At 33.1% G+C, this 18830-nt stretch carries 16 protein-coding genes; 8 read left to right on the plus strand and 8 right to left on the minus strand.

Annotation, left to right across the window (positions count from 1 at the left end; translation table 11 throughout):
* Window positions 1–154: 154 nt before the first annotated feature.
* From AC0UBM_RS02420 to AC0UBM_RS02435, 4 genes are all read right to left on the minus strand, one after another.
* Entirely contained in the window at window positions 155–853 is a 699-nt protein-coding gene (locus tag AC0UBM_RS02420) for an SCO family protein (protein ID WP_475687518.1), read from the minus strand.
* A complete protein-coding gene (locus tag AC0UBM_RS02425; protein ID WP_475687519.1) occupies window positions 822–1439 on the minus strand; it encodes a toxin-antitoxin system YwqK family antitoxin in 618 nt (205 codons plus the stop codon). Before AC0UBM_RS02425 ends, AC0UBM_RS02420 begins: the two co-directional genes overlap by 32 nt.
* Window positions 1440–1442: 3 nt before the next feature.
* Window positions 1443–2237: a YHYH protein gene (locus tag AC0UBM_RS02430; protein WP_475687520.1), complete on the minus strand. Its 795-nt coding sequence runs from the start codon at window positions 2235–2237 to the stop codon at window positions 1443–1445.
* A 280-nt stretch (window positions 2238–2517) separates the two neighbouring features.
* Entirely contained in the window at window positions 2518–3438 is a 921-nt protein-coding gene (locus tag AC0UBM_RS02435) for a septum formation inhibitor Maf (protein ID WP_475687521.1), read from the minus strand.
* Window positions 3439–3873: 435 nt separating this feature from the next.
* Here AC0UBM_RS02435 and AC0UBM_RS02440 point away from each other — a divergent pair, with 435 nt between their 5' ends.
* From AC0UBM_RS02440 to AC0UBM_RS02460, 5 genes are all read left to right on the plus strand, one after another.
* Entirely contained in the window at window positions 3874–4248 is a 375-nt protein-coding gene (locus AC0UBM_RS02440; RefSeq protein WP_475687522.1) for a DUF134 domain-containing protein, read from the plus strand.
* Window positions 4249–4388: 140 nt separating this feature from the next.
* A complete protein-coding gene (locus tag AC0UBM_RS02445; RefSeq protein ID WP_475687523.1) occupies window positions 4389–6461 on the plus strand; it encodes a hypothetical protein in 2073 nt (690 codons plus the stop codon).
* Window positions 6462–6979: 518 nt separating this feature from the next.
* Window positions 6980–9505 carry an alkaline phosphatase D family protein gene (locus AC0UBM_RS02450; protein WP_475687524.1) on the plus strand — a complete coding sequence of 842 codons (2526 nt, stop codon included), beginning with the start codon at window positions 6980–6982 and terminating at the stop codon, window positions 9503–9505.
* 219 nt (window positions 9506–9724) lie between these two features.
* Window positions 9725–11197, plus strand: coding sequence for a potassium/proton antiporter (locus tag AC0UBM_RS02455; protein WP_414034716.1), 1473 nt, complete (start codon window positions 9725–9727; stop codon window positions 11195–11197).
* A 91-nt stretch (window positions 11198–11288) separates the two neighbouring features.
* Window positions 11289–12590, plus strand: coding sequence for a leucine-rich repeat-containing protein kinase family protein (locus AC0UBM_RS02460; protein WP_475687525.1), 1302 nt, complete (start codon window positions 11289–11291; stop codon window positions 12588–12590).
* Window positions 12591–12666: 76 nt separating this feature from the next.
* On the opposite strand, the gene AC0UBM_RS02465 is transcribed toward AC0UBM_RS02460, so the two are convergent.
* From AC0UBM_RS02465 to AC0UBM_RS02480, 4 genes are all read right to left on the minus strand, one after another.
* Entirely contained in the window at window positions 12667–13884 is a 1218-nt protein-coding gene (locus tag AC0UBM_RS02465) for a glycoside hydrolase family 172 protein (RefSeq protein WP_475687526.1), read from the minus strand.
* A gap of 294 nt (window positions 13885–14178) precedes the next feature.
* Window positions 14179–14688, minus strand: a complete 510-nt coding sequence (locus AC0UBM_RS02470) for a 2'-5' RNA ligase family protein (RefSeq protein ID WP_475687527.1) — start codon at window positions 14686–14688, stop codon at window positions 14179–14181.
* Between the two features lie 214 nt (window positions 14689–14902).
* Window positions 14903–15289 carry a VOC family protein gene (locus AC0UBM_RS02475; RefSeq protein WP_475687528.1) on the minus strand — a complete coding sequence of 129 codons (387 nt, stop codon included), beginning with the start codon at window positions 15287–15289 and terminating at the stop codon, window positions 14903–14905.
* Between the two features lie 152 nt (window positions 15290–15441).
* On the minus strand, window positions 15442–16257 hold the full coding sequence (locus AC0UBM_RS02480; protein ID WP_475687529.1) for a hypothetical protein: 816 nt from the start codon (window positions 16255–16257) through the stop codon (window positions 15442–15444).
* 377 nt (window positions 16258–16634) lie between these two features.
* On the opposite strand from AC0UBM_RS02480, the gene AC0UBM_RS02485 reads away from it, so the two are divergent.
* The 3 genes from AC0UBM_RS02485 to AC0UBM_RS02495 all read left to right on the plus strand — a co-directional run bounded on the left by AC0UBM_RS02485 (window position 16635) and on the right by AC0UBM_RS02495 (window position 18829).
* Window positions 16635–16982, plus strand: coding sequence for an ArsR/SmtB family transcription factor (locus tag AC0UBM_RS02485; protein ID WP_475687530.1), 348 nt, complete (start codon window positions 16635–16637; stop codon window positions 16980–16982).
* 109 nt (window positions 16983–17091) lie between these two features.
* Window positions 17092–18141 (plus strand): permease, encoded by a 1050-nt coding sequence (locus AC0UBM_RS02490; protein ID WP_475687531.1) that lies wholly within the window; start codon window positions 17092–17094, stop codon window positions 18139–18141.
* Between the two features lie 133 nt (window positions 18142–18274).
* Window positions 18275–18829 carry a DsrE family protein gene (locus AC0UBM_RS02495; RefSeq protein ID WP_475687532.1) on the plus strand — a complete coding sequence of 185 codons (555 nt, stop codon included), beginning with the start codon at window positions 18275–18277 and terminating at the stop codon, window positions 18827–18829.
* The last annotated feature ends 1 nt before the right edge of the window (window position 18830 follow it).

The raw sequence follows: 18830 nt of genomic DNA on the forward strand, positions 1-18830 counted from the left end.
ATGATAATAGGTCTTCAATAGTATTTATTCTGAAGTGTTATAGTTAATACTGTTTAGAAAATAAGAAAACGCTAAAACTAGAGTCTTAGCGTTTTCTTATAGAATATTATGTTTTTATTTTATTTACAACATAGAAACGGTACATACTTTACTATTATAATTGCTCTGTTTTTAATGCTTTAATATCAGTTATTAATTGCGCTATAGAAGCTCTGTTTAAGCCATTATAAATACCTCTAATATGTTTGTTTTTATCAATGAGTAAAAAGTTTTCGGTATGAAGAAAATCGTCTAAACTTTTTGGTACACCCAAGTCGTTTTCTACAAAATACTGATTTCTGCCTAGGTCGTAAATTTCTTTTTTATCGCCGGTTACTAAATGCCATTTGTTATTAATAACATTATGAGATTTAGCGTATGCTTTTAGAACAGGAACAGAATCTGTTGAAGGCATTACAGAATGAGAGAGCATAAGAACATCAGGATCATCTTTAAATTCGTCCTGAACTTTTAGCATGCTTTCGGCTAATTGCGGACAAATTCCAGGGCAAATAGTAAAGAAAAAATCGGTTACATATATTTTATCCTCGAATGTCTTTTGGGTAATTGTATCACCTAACTGATTCACTAATTTAAAATCTGGAATTTTGTGAAATGTCTGTTCTTCTTCAGAACCTGGTGTTATCCAATTTGGGGTAAAAGACTCATCTTCGTAATATGGAAGATAATCGACTCTGCTCGTTTCTACAATTATAATCTCTTCCTTTTTTTGATCAGTTTTACAGCTGGTACTAAATACTAGGAGTAGGCCTAATAAAGGTCTATAATTTTTTATCTTTTTTAATAACTTCATTTTCTAGTTTATAACATGAATTCGCTCTTTTCATACCAAAAATTCGTCCGTTTTTGGCTTCATAATTTACATATAAGGTTCCGTTTTTTAACCAAGCCTTTTGTAATCCGTTCTCTTTTCCATTAACAAGTTGTCTGTGTTTTGCCAATTGCCCTGTAGGATACCATTCTTTTTCAGAACCCTGTTTTACGCCATTTTCGTAATAGGTTTGCGAAGACAGAACACTGTTATCCCACCACGTTTTATACGTGCCGTCTAAACGGTTGTGTTTGTAAAATAATTCGACTCTAAGTATACCTTTGTCGGACCATCTTCTAGCTATGCCCTCTCTTTTTCCGTTTACAAATCCTATTTTTTCTGCCAAAGTATCGTTAGAATGATAGGCTACTGAATAACCAAAATAGGGTTTGTTTTTATAATACCATCGGCCTTCCACTTGATTTAAAACTAAATCTGATTTTAAAACTTCCATGCTGTTAATGTCTAAAGAAGCATTAGTAGAAATCTCTTTTTTATTGGCTGTCTTGGGATTACAGCCAATAAAAAAGAATAAAGAGAACACAGCTATAAAATAATATGTTTTCATGAATTAATAACCTTGGAACGGACCTGCAAAAGCTAAATACGATCCTGTAGTCGAGTATATTTCGTTAATAATATGGTAATGGTATTCTTCTGCGCCATCGGTGTATTGCGTTGCAGTTGTATGTCCTCCAGACGCGTCTAAATCTGTTGGATACGTGCCTGTAGAAAAACATTTTCTACCGTATAGAAAGACACCGTCTAATAGAATTCCAGCTAAGCTATCGTCATCATCTGTAAATGCTACAGGTTCTAAATGATAATGATAAACGCCTGGGCCAATATGAGCCCCGGTCCAATCTAAACTAGCAGCGGCCTGATCTAAAGCACCACCACCTTCTTGGTCGTTAAATATTGAAGCACCACTAACTGCGATACCTATGGTGTTTAATTCTGTATCTACTGCATTTCCGGTTAAATCAGGAGTCGCATCTACGGTAATTGTTACGGCATTGTTATTACTAGACATAATTGACGGCGTGGTGGCTACATCAGATTCTTCTCTGTATAATTCATTGCCTTCTCCCCAGTATACGGTTTCGTGATCTGGTAAACCTGTAGTTTCTATGACCACTTTCGATCCGTCCAAATAAATAGTGGTAGCTTCGGTATTAAATGCTTCAAAGGCAGCGTGTAATTCTGTGACAGTATCATCATCATCATCATCATTATCATCGCCCTGATTTGTGGTGTCGTCGGTAGAACTTGAGTCACTACTCGTAGAAGATTCATCACTAGAGCAACCTATAAATAAAGAAATTGCCAAAGTTGTGAATACTAATGTTCTGATTGTTTTTTTCATTTTTTGTGTTTTTCTTGATTGTTAATTGAATCGATTTAAAATAATCTCAGTTTGTTGGATAAAACTAAAGATTACAAACACATGAATTTGTTGCAATCAATTAATGGGGGCGACTTTTAAGTAAACGGGCAATTGTATTCAGCCAATAGGATTTGACTATTTCTTAAATGCGTTGTTTTTAGAAATAAAATGGTTTCAAATTAAATATGGAACTGTTAATTTCGTGTAACAGGAGAGACGGTATTTATGGAAATAATCCCTTTAAAAATATAAACAATTACTATTTTACCAACTTAAGAGCATCGCGTTGCGCTTCGTCTGCTACACTTTTCTGATTCCAATAAGGTTCGTGCAAGCTAGATTTTAGGGTGGCTGTAGTAATTAAGTCATCTCCATTATCTTCTGTCCATTTCATAATTTTATAAGGAAAAGTGTTTTCTACATCAATAGTTAATGTGCGCTCTATCGTGGTATATGTAATAGTATATTGTAGTGTGTTTTTTATAGTTTTCTTACTAATAGTAGCAGTTTCAGGTTGCATATTTTTATGAGAAAAACGACTGTAAATAGTCGACGGAATTAAAGATGTTTCACCTAAAGCTAACGCTCCATTATTAATACGAATACGGGTCATTAAATCTTCCTCTAATAAGGTCGCTTTCAATGTTTTTTCTTCATCTCCATCCGATTCAAAATAAGAGAATTGCTTAAATTGGTAGTTGTCACCATCAAGATTGAGTTGTGTATAGGTTTGTCCGCACCATTCCTGGATGCTGGTAGTAGATTTTAAAGTTAAGGGATGGTTTTTAGAATCGATAGGCGTGAAGGTGGAAGTTAGTATAGAATAATCGTAAATACCTGTATTAAATTTACGGACATTATTCAGTTTCATAACAGAAATTTTATCTTCTCCTGCTTCTTTAGGCCGATCTAACTTTACTTGCTTGCTTAAGGAGAACGGTTCTGTAACAAAAACTAAAACCACTTCGGCATCCCGTATTTCGCCATATCTGGACTGTTTTACATTATAACTACTAATTTCTGCCTTACCAGAATACCAATACGAATTAAAGTTTTGTGGTGTAGGATTTTCCTCTTTCTGAGTGATAACTGCTTGAGCAATGGGGGCTTTTTTTTCTCCCGATTCACATGCTAAAAATGAAAAAATAATGGCAAAAAGTAAGCTGCTTTTAATAGTCATACATCGAGATTTTAATTTTAGAATAAGAGTATAGATATAATAGTCTTGAAAAATGTCCTTTCCTAACTCAGTATAAAGATAAAAAAACAATCAGTCTCTATTAAATTGAAATCTAATTTTAACCGATGTTATAATAATAACATATTCATTTTGTTCCATGTTTAGAAATTAATAAAGGACGTGTAATGTTGTCTTTAATCCATTTTTAGCGGGTATGGTCTAAGGTTATCTATTTAAGACTATACAAACTTTATTATTTAATCTTTAAAATATAATTAAAAAATTTGTATGTAATTGGTTTACAATGTATAAGGTTTTGTTGGAGGAAAATTCATCTTATAATGATGTAAAATAAATATATATCTTATTTAATTTTATTAGTAAAATTCTTTTGATGTGAACGCAAGTTCATTATTTTTGCCAAAATTTTAATAAATGCCACGTCGAAGAAAAATAAGAAAAGTCGATGCTCCTCCAAAGATGAAGGGCTTTAAGCCTTTCGGAATACTTGGAAACGACAATGAGCATATTTTAATGCAATATGAGGAATATGAAACCATAAAATTGGTGATTCATGACGATCTTTCGCAAGACGATGCTTCAACTAGAATGGAAATTTCGAGACCTACACTAACTCGAATTTATAATTCTGCGTTAAAAAAAATAGGACGCGCCTTTGTTGAAGGAAAGTCTATTATATTTGAGGGTGGTGAATATGAATTCAATACAGTCGATTTAAAATGCGATACATGTTTTGGAGACATGTCTCATACCGAAAATGGAACTATGTGTAAGGATTGCAAGTCTTAATGTATAGACTTTTAAATACATTTAAATGAATATAATTTGTTTAAATAAACTTAAAATATTAATTATTAACTGATTATTTACGCCGTAAAAAATCGCGATTGAAGATAGCGTTCACAGGAACGTTTTTAATTTAACTACCTATGCTGAATAATTTACCTATTGAGGATCAATATAAAAGAACTCATTTGTTTGAAAAAGAGAATGTAAATGATCTTGTTCACGTTTTAAAACGTTTTAATACAGTTCCTAAACTCAATAACATCCACATTATTACGTCCGAAAAGGAACCTAGAATATTTAAAATTATACCCAATAAGGCCATTGTAATTGGTTCGTTATATTTAAGAAAGCCGGTTCTAGCTTTAGTTTATTTAAGATATGGTATTGAATGGCAATTGTGGTACAAAGCGTTAAATGATAAAGAAGAGGATACGGTATTATGCGATATTGCGGCCTTTGAAGTGACTAGAATTTTCTATGAGTTATTACCAAAAGAAGATAAAGAAAAACTGGAAATATCGGGTTATACATTACTGGATTTAATTAAAAGTGATGCCGATTATAGTCCAGAATCATTATTAGCTAACGAAGAGTTACAGGGATTTCATGGTATTGATAACTCCAATAAAGCATTTCAAGAATCTTGGAAACCAATAGTCGAAAATCTTGCTAAACCAACCGAGTATTTATTGATGTCTGGTGGAGATCTTAGATTAAATATAGACGAAATTGATTTATTAAATAAATATGGGTGTCGCCCATTTCCAAGACCAGATGCATTTACTTTTGCGTCTTCTACAGCTACAAGCGTTTCTAACTTTGCTTTCGATAAAGCGGCAAAAGTGAGAAGCATTTTAATTAAAGATAGTTTAAAAAATGGTTTTAAGGACACGACGATGTCTTATGCGGAATCTTTAAAAAACAATCTTAAAAATCTGTTTGAATTAAATGATGAGTGCCAAATTATTTTTTCACCATCAGGAACAGATTCTTCGTTGCAAGTAGCAGCAATCACCCAAATTATTACAGAAAAAGAAATTACCCATGTTTTAATCGCATCGGATGAAACAGGAAGTGGTGTCGCTGGCGCTTTAAATGGATGTCATTTTGAGAATACTACGGCATTAAATTACCCTGTTAAAAAAGGTGATAAAATTGAAGGTTTCAGACCTGTAGATATCATTAAAATCCCGTTTAGAGATGAAAGTGGAAAGTTAAAATCTGCCGATCAATTAGATAAAGAAGTATTTAATATTATTTCGGAAACTAATAAACAAGGTAAACAAGTGGTGTTGCATGTTATGGATCACTCAAAACTAGGATATCAATCGCCTAGTGAAGAGATGATGCAGAAATTAAATAAATCGGAAGATTTGGCATTACAAATAGTTGTAGATGCGGCACAATTACGATTAGATCCTACCGATATTCAAAATTATTTAAATAATGATTACATCGTTTCTATTACAGGAAGTAAATACTTTACAGGACCTCCGTATGCAGGAGCTTTAATTATTCCAGAACGCATTGGTAAACAAATTGAATCTGCGAAAATCCCATTACCTTCTAGTTTAAATCAGTATTATAATCGTTCAGATTGGCCAGCAGCTTGGTCGTGTTCTAAAAACCTGTCAGACGGCTTTAATTATGGCTCTTATATGCGTTGGAATGCGGCTATAGTAGAAATGGATAGATATTACAAAACGCCAATTTTATATCGCAACTTAGGAATAGAGATGTTCTGCAATTTTGTAGAAGACTCTATTAAAGATGCACCATTTTTAGAACAGTTGTATAGTGATTTAACAAAAACGGACAGTACCACGGTTCATGAATTTGGGATTAGAAACATCCGTACCATCTTTCCATTTTTTATCATAAAAGATAACGAAGCCTTATCGGTGGAAAACGTTAAAAAATTATATAAATTATTAAACTCAGACATTTCAGAGCAGTTTGAAGGGTATCCTTTAGAAACGGTTAGATTAGCGGCTCAAAGATGTCATATCGGACAAGCTGTAAATGTAAAATATGGTAACGATCTTCAAAGTGCCATTCTAAGAATTAGTTTAGGAGCTAGAGTGATTTCAGAAAGTTGGGTTAATAGAGATATAAGTATCTATTTTAGAAATATAGAAGCTCAAATGAATCAAGTCATTGTTATTATAAGAAAAATAGAATTAATACTTAATACACCTGATTTACTGGATTAGAGTTATTAAGTTAATCGGATTAAAAAACACACAAGAAGAAGCATTTTAATGGTTCTTCTTGTGTGTTTTTTTTTGCTTATTTTTTATCTGATTTTAGTTATAATAGTCGTTTTCAAGCGGACTTTGCGTTTTAGCCTAGTTTATTGTTTAGTGATAGAGCAAAGGAAAAAGACACTTTATCTGGTTTTTTCAAGGCTATTTTAATCTTTGTTTCGAAATACATAAAAAACCTCACTCATTTTATAAAAACTACATTTTATTAAGTTAAATGATGATGATTTCACTATAAATTTTCAACTTATTTAAACTTTTTATTTTATAGAATTTTAATGCGGAAAGTCGTTATTTTTATTAAAAAATTTAAATTTAAGAAGTATCATCTATTTTCTGCAAAATTTAAAAATGGTATTGAAGAGATTAAAATTAACATGTTCAAAGTAATTCTTTTGGTGAAATACTTGAATAATAAAAGAAAAATTAAGGATTCCTAACAGTCTTAGCTTAATAATTGATTTAATATGGTTTTAAAAAGAAGAAAGTTTATTAAAAATTTAAGTTTAGCAGTTCCTATGCTCGCTATACCTTTTCAAAGTGTTTTTGCAAAAGAGTCTTGGTTTAATTTTGAAAATAAAAATACAAAAGTACTTTCATTCGAACATGATTTTAGTAAAGTTAACGATCGGATTTGGATTGGCAATTCTTTTTGGAGTGTACCTATGGAAGATTGGGAAATAAAGAATAAACGCCTAGAGTTTTCTGGAATTATGAAAAAGGCTCGTCTTCACCTTTTAACACATACACTTAATATAGATGAAGGACAGTTTGCGATGACATGCGAAATGGGTCTACTTGATAAAAATGAAAATATCGGTTCTGCTGGTTTCTCTGTAGGAATTAAAGATGATACTGACCCTGAAAGTATAAAAGCTGCCTGTTATTTTGGGAAAGGGATCTCAATGGGAGTTTCTTTAGATGGGAAACTTTTTGTGGCAGAAAAAACAGTTCAATTACCTGCTGGTTTCGATTATCAAAAATTTGTATTGCATTTAGAGGTGTCTTCAGAAGTCAACAAAAGTGAAATTTTACTTAAAGTGACCGATCAAAAAGGACATAAAATAGAGGTAAATTATACCCATAACGGAGATATCCATGGTTTGGTTGCCTTGGAAAATAACTGTAATGAAAAAAATGGTAGCACTTTTTGGTTTAATGCTTTAAAATTACAAGGAAATAAATTACAACATGTCCCAGATAATAGTTTTGGTCCTATTCTTTGGGCTATGTATACGCTTTCTAGAGGGACTTTAAAATTAAGCGTACAATTACCTCCAATAGGAATTAAAGATTCGCAAAAAATCGAGTTACAACTAAGTAAAAATGGGAAATGGAAAAAGGAAGCAGTAAGTACAATTGATTCTGCTTCTTATTCGGCGCTTTTCACTTTAACTAATTGGGATGCAAATCAAGACATTCCTTATCGTTTGGTTTATACTATTGATGGAGAGTTGGATAATTATACAGGTGTTTTTAGGAAGGAGCCATTAGACCGTGCTTTACTATTTGGAGGTCTAACTTGTCAACAATGGCAAGGTTTTCCATACCGACCTTTGGTTGAGAATCTTGAAAAATCTAATCCTGATATGTTATATTTCTCAGGAGATCAGATTTACGAAGAAAATGGTGGTTACTTTATAAAGAGAGAACCTGAAGATAAGGCGATTCTTAGTTATTTAGGAAAATGGTTTATGTTTGGTTGGGCATTTGGTAACGTTATGAGAGATCGACCAACCGTATGTACGCCCGACGATCACGATGTGTTTCAAGGTAACCTATGGGGAGATGGAGGAGCTTCTATTTCTTTTGAAAAATGGAAAACTGATGGAGATGCCAATGGAGGTTTTGTACAAACGCCAAAGATGATAAATGTGGTTAATAAAACCCAGTGTGGGCATTTGCCAATGGTTAGTAATCAGGAGGTTTTACCTTCGGGTATTACCACTTGGTATAGCCATTTAGTGTATGGTAGAATAAGTTTTGCTATTGTTAGCGACCGTGCTTTTAAATCCGGTCCAGAAAAAATAAGACCGGGTAAAGGACGAATCGACCATATTACCGAACGTTTAAAACCAAATGAATTGGAATCGGAGACGTTGAATTTCATGGGACAGTCTCAATTAAATTTTCTTGAGCAATGGACAACAGATTGGGAAGGTGCAGATATGAAAATAATGCTTAGCCAAACCCTTTTTGCAAATGTAGGGACGCATCATGGCGGACAAAAACAATTTTTGTACGGGGATATGGATTCTGGCGACTGGCCAAAATCGCAACGTGATGCTGTTTTAAGGGTAGTACGTAAAGCGTGTACATTTCATATTAATGGGGACCAACATTTACCACTTATGGTGCAATATGGTATAGAAAAGGCTAGAGATGCAGGATGGACATTTTGTACTCCAGCGATTTCTACAAGTTATGCCAGATGGGGACAACCAGATTTGGTAAATAATCCGTGCGTGGATAGACCTAAGCATAATTTGCCAAATACGGGATGCTATCGAGATATCTTTGGAAATGAAAATTATATTTATGCTGTAGGAAATCCGGATGATGATTTTAATAAAGAACCAAATAGATACGTAAAATGTCAGAAAAAATCTTCAGGATACGGGTTAGTTACATTGGATCAAAAAGAGCGGACTATAAAAATGGAAGCTATTCGATTTTTAGCAGATTTAAATATAGATTCTGACGAAAATAGATTTCCAGGTTGGCCTTTAACTATTAGTCAGTTTGACAATGATGGTAGAAGACCATTTGGGTATTTACCTCGTCTTACATTCGAAATACCCAATCAAGTTATAAAAATAGTTAACCAAAATACCCAAGAACTAATTCAAGCTATACGTGTTAAAGGTTATAATTATGTTCCAGAAGTTTATGCGCTAGCAAGCTATACTTTGGTTATAGGTGAAGGGGAAGAGGAAAAAACGATATACGATGTAGAAATTTCGTCAGATCCTCAAGCTGTTTTAATGGTATAAAAAGTATGGATGGTGTTAAACTTAAGTAGTGTTTTTAGTGTAGTTAAGCGTTTATTACCAAGCAGATAAATCGTATGAGTTAGGCTAATTACGAATAAAATTGAATACTGTTCATAAATTCTAAAAATGAAGCGAAATCTTTAAAATGTTTATGCTTTTATTTTAGAGCTACTAAATAAATAAACTAAATTTGTTTCAATAGAATAAACAAAGCAAAGCATGAATTTAACTATTGAAAACATACTTTTAATCGGTTCTCTTTTACTTTTTATAAGTATTGTAGTTGGTAAAACTTCTTACAAATTTGGGGTGCCTACTTTAATCTTATTCTTGTCTATTGGAATGTTAGCCGGTTCCGAGGGAATTGGAGGAATTCTTTTCAACGATCCTAAAATTGCTCAATTTATAGGGGTTGTATCGCTAAATTTTATTCTATTTTCTGGAGGTTTAGATACTAATTTTAATGCTGTAAAACCCATTCTAAAAGAAGGACTTGTATTATCTACTTTAGGCGTTTTACTTACAGCAGTAACACTTGGAGGCTTCGTTTGGTATATAACAGATTTTACCATATTCGAAAGTATGTTATTGGGATCTATTGTTTCGTCTACAGATGCGGCGGCAGTCTTTTCTATTTTGCGTTCTAAAAATTTAGCTCTAAAAGAAAATCTTAGACCGACCTTAGAGTTGGAAAGTGGAAGTAACGACCCGATGGCTTATGTGCTTACTTTAGCATTTCTATCGTTAGTTATTAATCAAGATCAGGATGTAACAACCATAATCTTTATGTTTTTTCAACAAATGATAGTTGGAGGAATTGCAGGGTTTGGATTTGGAAAATTGAGCAAATTAATCATCAATAGAATCACTTTAGATTTTGAGGGACTATATCCTGTTTTAGTAATTGCTCTTATGTTTATCACGTTTTCTGCTACCAATGCCTTTGGTGGAAACGGATTTTTAGCCATTTATATTTGCTCGGTGTATTTAGGTAATCAAGATTTAATTCATAAATCTACAATACTAAAAATGTTCGACGGTATGGCGTGGCTTATGCAAATTGTCTTATTCCTTACTTTAGGTTTATTAGTATTCCCGTCTCAAATCATTCCTTATATGGGAGTGGGATTATTGATTTCAGTATTTCTGATTCTTGTAGCTCGACCAATAAGTGTATTTATTAGTACGATGTTCTTTAAAATGAGAATGAGAAGACGTTTTTATATCTCTTGGGTGGGTTTACGCGGGGCAGTACCTATAGTATTTGCCACCTATCCGCTTTTGGCCGGAATAGATAAGGCTAATATGATTTTTAATATTGTATTCTTTATTTCGGTAACATCCATATTAATTCAAGGAACTACACTGTCTGTATTTGCTAAGTGGTTAAATGTAGGATTGCCAGAAAAAATTAAATCGCCATCGGACGACGAGCGTTATATATTGGACTTGCCTAAATCGGGAATGGAAGAAATTTCTATTCCTAAAAATAGTTTTGCAGTAGATAAGCGGATTATAGATTTACACTTCCCGAAGTCTGCTTTTATTGTTATGATTAAACGCGATGGTAAATTTGTTCGTCCAGGAGGTTCTACAACAATAGAAGCAAATGATGTTCTAGTAATTCTATTAGATAACGATAATAGCCTAGAAGAAGTGAAAACTTTATTGGCTAAAACCGAAAATGATTAATTTTACACAAACCACAAATTTTTTTTGAAATGGTGTTTTAATTGTTAATTCATGCCAATAATACTTAAGTTTGCACCCTAATATTTTGAACATGGCGCATACTTTAGAAGCATTAAAATCAGGGCAATTAAAAGGAAGTAAAACACTTAAATTAGCCTGTGGTTTAAAAACATTTCCGGAAGAAATATTAGAACTTGCCGACACTTTGGAGGTGTTAGATTTGTCAGATAATCAGTTAGCCTCTATCCCAGAGTGGATTTCTCAATTTAAAAAATTAAGAATTATATTTTTTGCACGTAATGCGTTTACTGAATTTCCTATAATATTAGCAAAATGTCCTGAATTGAATATGATTGGATTTAAAACAAATCAGATTCAAACGGTGGCAGAGCATGGGTTTCCTCCAAAATTAAATTGGTTGATTTTAACCGATAATAAAATCGAAAAATTACCTAAAAGTATTGGTGACTGTACATTACTTCAAAAATGTGCATTGGCAGGCAATCGCATTGAAGCGTTGCCGATAGAAATGTCTAATTGTAAAAATTTAGAACTTCTTAGGATTTCGGCAAACCGTTTAAAAGTTATTCCACAATGGTTGTTCGAGTTGCCTAAATTATCATGGATTGCGTTTAGCGGTAATCCGGGCACTTACCAATTTCAACTAGATACTAATTTGGAATCATTTCACTGGAGCGATTTCACTATAAAAGAATTGCTAGGAGAAGGTGCTTCTGGTTATATTTCAAAAGCATTGTGGAATTCTAAAGAACAAGAGGTAGCGATTAAAGTATTTAAAGGTTATGTGACTAGTGATGGATTGCCAGAAGATGAAATGAATGTTTCTATAGCCGCTGGTGCACACGAAAGTTTAATAGAGGTTTTAGGACAAATAGAATCGCATCCCGAAGAGAAAAGCGGATTAATAATGAAACTTATTTCCGCAGACTTTATAAATTTGGGACATCCGCCAAGTATGCAAAGCTGTACTCGAGATGTTTTCGATGCACAGTCAGTATTCACGGAGGTGGAGTTATTAAAGATTGCAAAAAGTATGGCATCGGTATGTGATCAGCTACATGCTAAAGGTATTAACCATGGCGATTTTTATGCGCATAATATTCTGGTAAATCCTAATGCCGATTGTCTTTTAGGCGATTTTGGAGCCGCTACATTTTACGATAAAAATTCAATTTGGGCAGATTATATACAGCGTGTAGAAGTCCGCGCTTACGGTTGCCTAATTGAAGATATTTTGAGTCTGATCCCAGATAATTCTATTAATAGTTCAACTCGACAGGCTTGGGAAATATTAATTTCGGATTGCTTTAACCCCAATGTAAAATCTCGACCTAGTTTCTCAGAGATATCCATGAGGTTGGGTGATTTGTAGATTTAAATATCAAGCAACTTGTAAAGAACATCATACTAAAATGTATTAACGCATTTTCATAGCAATATTTCTTGAACTAATCTGCTTCATAGCTTTCGTTAAGTATAATATCTAAATCAGCTGTTCGTGCAGCTAAATTAGGAAGTTGAGGAAGTGGTGCACTTGGCACAGGTTCGTACCAAAATGTAGCTGTGGACCAATCGTCTTGTCTTTCATAATAACAGTATCCAATTTGCTGAATTGCAATTCTCATTTCTTTTTTCCAATAAATAGGATCAGGTATATGCCAGCGATACATCGATATATAGCTAGGTTGCATTTGCACAATGTTGTTATTCTTTTTATTTCTATTTAGAGACATGGCTTCAACTAAGGTATCGGCTTTAACTACTAAATTAGCCCCATGGTACTTGTAAGTTGTATTTTGTACACCATAAGATAAACCTACCCAGTCTTCTGCCCCGGTGCCACAGAGTGTAGGGAATTCGGTATCACCATCCATATAAAATTTAATTTCTCCTTCGCCCCACCAGTCCGGATGTAAGGTTCTTATGCCTAAGACAGCTCCTACAAATCGCCCCTTTCCTGTTCTTTTGGGTAAAATTTCAAAATCTTCTTTTAATGTGGTGGCATTTTCGCGTCTAAAAAGTGTGTGAAGTCTTCCAACGTCTTCGCTATGATTGTCGTTTGCTGTATAATCTATTTGATAATACACATTTAGATTCGTGTCAGATTCGTTTGTTAATGTTATTTTGGCTCCTTTTAAAAACGGCATAGGTAACCAAAAATTCATAGCTCCTTTTTCGCCTATGGAGTGGACGGCAGATTCATATGGGGTAAGTTTGGATTGCGCTAATCCCATAAAATCTCCAATCGGACATTCTATACTAGGGTGTTCTTGTCCGTCCCAATATGCCCGAATAATGGTACTTCGTAATTTTTTATTGCGTTCTTGTGGTTTTTCTTTTATCCAATTCATATGAATAAAATCACCCGTCATCCATATGTGTCGGATGGTACCAGAATCTTTAATATCGCATAACACCACCTCCTCGTTAGGTTTGAGAATTCTATTTGGAGACCCTTTGCGTCCTACGCCTATATTACTAGCAGACATGCCAGATTTACCTGGTTCACCTGTGGGGTTTTCGAACGATATGGCTCGTGGCACAATATCTGTATTGAGATCATATAGGCTTAGTTGTTCAAAATTATTATTAGGTTGTTCTGTTTTTTTTGCTTCTGTACAACTATATAAAACTATTGCGAAGGCGAGAAACACGAATCTTTTCATAATTAATGTGCTTTTAAATTGTAGTATACTGACTACCTGTTTACTAAACTATTTATTTTTTTTAATAGTGATCTGTCAAATTAAATTTATTTTGAAATTTTGCAGGTATACTATCTTAAAGTGATAACATAGTAGTATAATTCAATATTGAATTACAAGGAAGTAGGGGAGTAAATAAAACCTAAATGTAATAACGGAGGATAATGCATCCATTTTACTTTAAAGTTGAATGTGAATTAAAAGTTACATCTTCGTGTTTCTATCTAATAAATATATAATTAAGATTTACTATTATTACACAAAATGGCTAGTCACAATAGGATATTCATCTAATACCTTCCATTTTCCTCCATTAATTTGTTCTATTAAACTGATTTTATTGAAAAACAATTCAGAGGGTAGATCTTGTTTTTTAATCTCTAAAAAAATAGATTCGGTACAAGCCAAATTTCTAGGGTGCATTAGTGTGACGTGAGGATGCTGTTCACTTATTAAAAGTGTTCCTAGAATGCGTTCTCTTAATGCTCTAAACTCTGTGTTTTTATTGGTTGCAGGTAAAAAAACACCGCTTCCATTTGCAAATTGTTCTGGTCCGTTTAATGTAATGCGGAGTGGTTTTTCTAGATTTATAGTGGAAATGCGCTCAATTAGTTTGGCAATGGAATCTATTTCGTCTTCGCGACAAAGGGTAATATGGCAAGGAATTAAATGGTATTGTTCGGGATTATAGGTCGCTCTGATTTTTTCAATATTCTCACTTGATTTTTCAATAAATAAAGTGAGTTGCTGTCTAAGGGTTTGCATTGTTTGTTAAATGTAGAATGGTAGATATTTACAAGTTTTGTGCGATTTATAAAGGCGTATTTCTAATAGTAATATCAGTATTATAAAGCGATACACTTATAAAAAGGATACATTAATTAGTTAAGGTGTGCTTATTTTGATTTACTCAGATACATAAAAAGTCTATGAGTATTGCTGGTTTTGCGTATATTAATCAAACTGATTATAATTTAGTTTATCGGACGTCATCGTTAATCTCAATCCAATATCCATCTGGGTCTTGAAAGTAAACTTGTCTAATCCCATCTTTTCGTATGTAATCTTTGTTTGGGGTATCTCGCCAATCCGAGTATTCGATATTTAATGCATTTAACTCTTTTACAAAAGAATTTATATCCGATGTGGTCAAAGCAAAATGTACTGCTTTATTTGTTTTTATTATAGAATCTGGACGTGGAATGAGGTGAAGCTGTCTCCCTTCATTAAGAGATAACCACCTCGTTTTGGAGTCTGAAGCCGTATTCTTAATTTCATCGAGTTGAAGTACCTGTTGATAAAATGCAATAGATACATTGACGTCTTTTACTGAAAGTGCAATATGGTTGAATGAAAAGGTTGGCATTTAATCGATATTCAGTTTATAGGATTACTAAGTTATAAAATTAATTGGAAATTGAAGGTATGGCTTATTTTTACATACCCTTAAAGGGCTTTCTATAAGGTTGGTAGAGTATATTAAGGACTAAATTATATTTATTTTAGTAGCTGTTTTTATTATTCGTAAAACTCTTTTAGAATTATATTTTTGCCTTCTGTTAATTTCTTTAATTCGCTTAAAATATAATAGCGATGCATAAATCCGCAAAGTATCACAATTTTTTTGCCCGGATTTTGTTCCGAAATTTTCATAATATTTTTAGCCATTGTTTGATTTCTTAAATCCCAAAAATCGCCAGCCAGCTGATAACCATCTCGAAAACTTATTTTTTCGCCATTTGGTTTGGTATGAAAACGCGTCCCAAATTCATTTCTATTATTCGTTATTTTTGTCAGCTTTTTATATTGATAATTTTGCCTTTCTGCACAAATGCTATCTGTAGACGAATTGTTAAAGTTCTCGGGCGCTTGAGAAGCCAATTCTACCAGGGGGTCTAACAGCGCTTTATATGTATTATAAATTTCGGATTCTGTGGGAGATAATAAGCCAACTTTGTCTAAACTATCTATAAGTTTTGTGGTTAATCCATCTGTGGGGCGCGAGCCAATATTTAACCTATATTCATTTCTACCTTCAAACTCATATGGTCTTAACATAGTTGTTGGGTATTTATTAATATATTTTTCTGAAGCCATACGTTCATTACTATTAGAAACATTTTTGTGTCTAAAATCTGAAGTGAAAAAAGTAGAGTCTAATTCTTCTAATATTAAATCAGGTTGGACATCTTCTAATATGTTGAATAGAATTTCGGAGTTAAAATTAGTTTCTGGTTTATGAAGTGTTCCAATAACAATTAGTTCAGTTTGTTTTGTTGTTTCACATGATAAAACTGTGACAAAAATCAGTAATATTAATAAGGTTTTATGCATTTTTTAATGGTGTCAATTGCGTGTTTAAATAAAAGTTATGGATTTATGTGGAACTATTTTTCAAAGAAATATTTAAAAAGTATGATAGAACAATGGTCTTATTTTTAACCTATTGTTTAAAAATAAAATGAATTTCAGGTCACAAAAATCAATTCAATGAGGTTTTATAGGAACTAAAGATAGCTATTATGATGTGTGGATGTATAATTTAATTATGTTTTATTTAGACTCTAATTGCGTGTTTTATACTGAATAGGATTTGTATAATGTCACTTTTTATGTAATAAAAATTTGCTATTATAACCGAAAAAATTACATTTGCATTATATATGCATAAAAAAGCATATGTTTTAAATTTTGACTTAATTAGAATCATAATGAAGCCCAACCTACAAAACAGTTTAAATATTTTTAAGGCGTTATCGGAAGTGACACGGCTTAAAATTATTTGGTTATTAATTAATATGGATTCTAGAATCTGTGTTTCAGAAATAATTGAAGTTTTAAACGAACCGCAATACAACGTATCTCGTCATTTAAGAATACTAAAAAAAGCAGATATAATCGACGAGAGTAAAGAAGGGAAATGGGTCTATTATTTCATTAAATCTACAAACAGTGAGTTTATGCTTCATATTAAAAATGCGGTAAGTACAATCTCCGAAAAAGACATGACTATTGAAATAGAACGTTGTAAACAACGACTTCTTGAACGTGACTATTAACTAATAATCTACATTTAAAAACCAATGTGTATTGGTTTTTTTTAAAATCTAATATATGCGAAATATCACATATGTTAATATCTAATCATTAATTATAATTTATTTTAAAATGTCAGAAAATTTAAAAATTGCACTAGACGAGTTTATTCATGTAAGTGTTGCATTGTTCTTTATTATTGCCTTTGTATCTGTTTTAACAGGCTTTATACGGGCGTATATTCCACAAGATAAGTTACAAAAACGATTAAGTAAAACGGGTAAGTATAGTGGTGTAATGGGAGCTATTCTTGGTATTCCTACACCTTTTTGCAGTGCATCTATGGTACCTGTTTCTATGGGAATGCTTGAAATGGGAGCGCCATTATCCATGGTGTTTTCATTTTTATTATCGGCGCCTTTAGCCAATTTTGTGGTCGTAGCATTTATTTTTGCTGTATTTGGACTTAAAGTCGCGGTGGTGTATTTTATTATCGTTTTTGTTGGTGCCGTGGTTTTTGGAACTATTGTCGGTAAAACGTCATTGGTAAATCATGTAAAAATTATGGGAACTAAACCAAAAGTTAATCCTTGTACTGCGGAACCGGCAAGCACACAGAATTGTTCGAGGACAGTTCAAGAAAATTGTGAGGACCCGGTTATTTTAATTTCCGATTGTTCGGCTATTCCAGTTTCTAAGACATCATGTACTGCACAAGCTAAAAATTTAAGTTGTGAATCAAATTCAAAGTCTACATTTCCTAAGGTAAAAAATGAAAAGGTAAGGGGGGCACTAGATTTTGCCTGGTCACTCTTTAAACGTATTATGCCTTATGTGTTAATTGGTGCTGTTATTAGTGCAATATCTGTGGTTTTTGTGCCTGATGCCTTTGTAGAAAAGTACTTAGGAAACGATAATCCGTTAGCCATATTTTTAGCTGCAGGAATTGGAGTGCCTTTATACCTTAGAATTGAAATGGCAATTCCGTTATTAAGTGTACTCATAGGAAAAGGAATGAGTATGGGTGCGGCTATGGCTTTATTAATTGGTGGAACGGGGGCGAGTTTACCGGAGATTGCTATAGTATCTTCCATGTTAAAACCTAAAGCAGTTGCTGCTTTTGTGGGCTCTATTATGGCTATTGCCGTTATTGGTGGATTTATATTTTATTATTTGTTTTAAACGCATATTTTATAAAGTATTGAGCATTCTTCTTTAATGAAACAGTCTCGGGCAAAATGAATTTTAGGTTTAGTCTAAGACTGTTTAATAGATTTTCTCTTGTGTTATTGTACATTTCTTATTATAATTACAAATGCAAAATTCATTTCAACGTTTCTTTTTTATCGTCTTGTTTCTTACGCAAGCACATATTACCTACTCACAAAAGATTAAACCTACAACGGGACCTGTTTTCGATTCGGTTGGTGCCGTATTTACGGTAAACGATTTAGATTTTGTGCCGGACGCTTCTCAGGAGCTAAAAGCCATTTTCGATATCGATAATAAACAAGCAGATGCGAGTATACCCAATAGAGTTATTTCTAGTATGCACCGTTATTATAATATGCATGTAAGAGCAGGTATTCCACAAGATCAGATTCATCTTGCTCTTGTTTTGCATGGTGGTGCTGTAAAGGATGCATTAGCGTCGGCAGTATATAAAGAGAAATACAATGTAGATAATCCGAATGTCGATTTAATAAAGTCGCTTTCTGCTATTGGTGTCGATGTGTTTCTGTGTGGTCAATCTATGACATCTGGCGGGTATAATAAAGCAGATTTATTACCAGAAGTAAAAGTGGGTTTGTCCGCGATGAGTGTCCTTACCGTATACCAAATGAATAATTATGCGTTAATTAAATTCTAAT

Source organism: Formosa sp. F44, assembly GCF_056238645.1.

Coding starts and splice junctions, on each gene's coding strand:
- AC0UBM_RS02420 (WP_475687518.1), bottom strand. CDS start 853: ATGAAGTTATTAAAAAAGATAAAAAATTATAGACCTTTATTAGGCCTA.
- AC0UBM_RS02425 (WP_475687519.1), bottom strand. CDS start 1,439: ATGAAAACATATTATTTTATAGCTGTGTTCTCTTTATTCTTTTTTATT.
- AC0UBM_RS02430 (WP_475687520.1), bottom strand. CDS start 2,237: ATGAAAAAAACAATCAGAACATTAGTATTCACAACTTTGGCAATTTCT.
- AC0UBM_RS02435 (WP_475687521.1), bottom strand. CDS start 3,438: ATGACTATTAAAAGCAGCTTACTTTTTGCCATTATTTTTTCATTTTTA.
- AC0UBM_RS02440 (WP_475687522.1), top strand. CDS start 3,874: ATGCCACGTCGAAGAAAAATAAGAAAAGTCGATGCTCCTCCAAAGATG.
- AC0UBM_RS02445 (WP_475687523.1), top strand. CDS start 4,389: ATGCTGAATAATTTACCTATTGAGGATCAATATAAAAGAACTCATTTG.
- AC0UBM_RS02450 (WP_475687524.1), top strand. CDS start 6,980: ATGGTTTTAAAAAGAAGAAAGTTTATTAAAAATTTAAGTTTAGCAGTT.
- AC0UBM_RS02455 (WP_414034716.1), top strand. CDS start 9,725: ATGAATTTAACTATTGAAAACATACTTTTAATCGGTTCTCTTTTACTT.
- AC0UBM_RS02460 (WP_475687525.1), top strand. CDS start 11,289: ATGGCGCATACTTTAGAAGCATTAAAATCAGGGCAATTAAAAGGAAGT.
- AC0UBM_RS02465 (WP_475687526.1), bottom strand. CDS start 13,884: ATGAAAAGATTCGTGTTTCTCGCCTTCGCAATAGTTTTATATAGTTGT.
- AC0UBM_RS02470 (WP_475687527.1), bottom strand. CDS start 14,688: ATGCAAACCCTTAGACAGCAACTCACTTTATTTATTGAAAAATCAAGT.
- AC0UBM_RS02475 (WP_475687528.1), bottom strand. CDS start 15,289: ATGCCAACCTTTTCATTCAACCATATTGCACTTTCAGTAAAAGACGTC.
- AC0UBM_RS02480 (WP_475687529.1), bottom strand. CDS start 16,257: ATGCATAAAACCTTATTAATATTACTGATTTTTGTCACAGTTTTATCA.
- AC0UBM_RS02485 (WP_475687530.1), top strand. CDS start 16,635: ATGAAGCCCAACCTACAAAACAGTTTAAATATTTTTAAGGCGTTATCG.
- AC0UBM_RS02490 (WP_475687531.1), top strand. CDS start 17,092: ATGTCAGAAAATTTAAAAATTGCACTAGACGAGTTTATTCATGTAAGT.
- AC0UBM_RS02495 (WP_475687532.1), top strand. CDS start 18,275: ATGCAAAATTCATTTCAACGTTTCTTTTTTATCGTCTTGTTTCTTACG.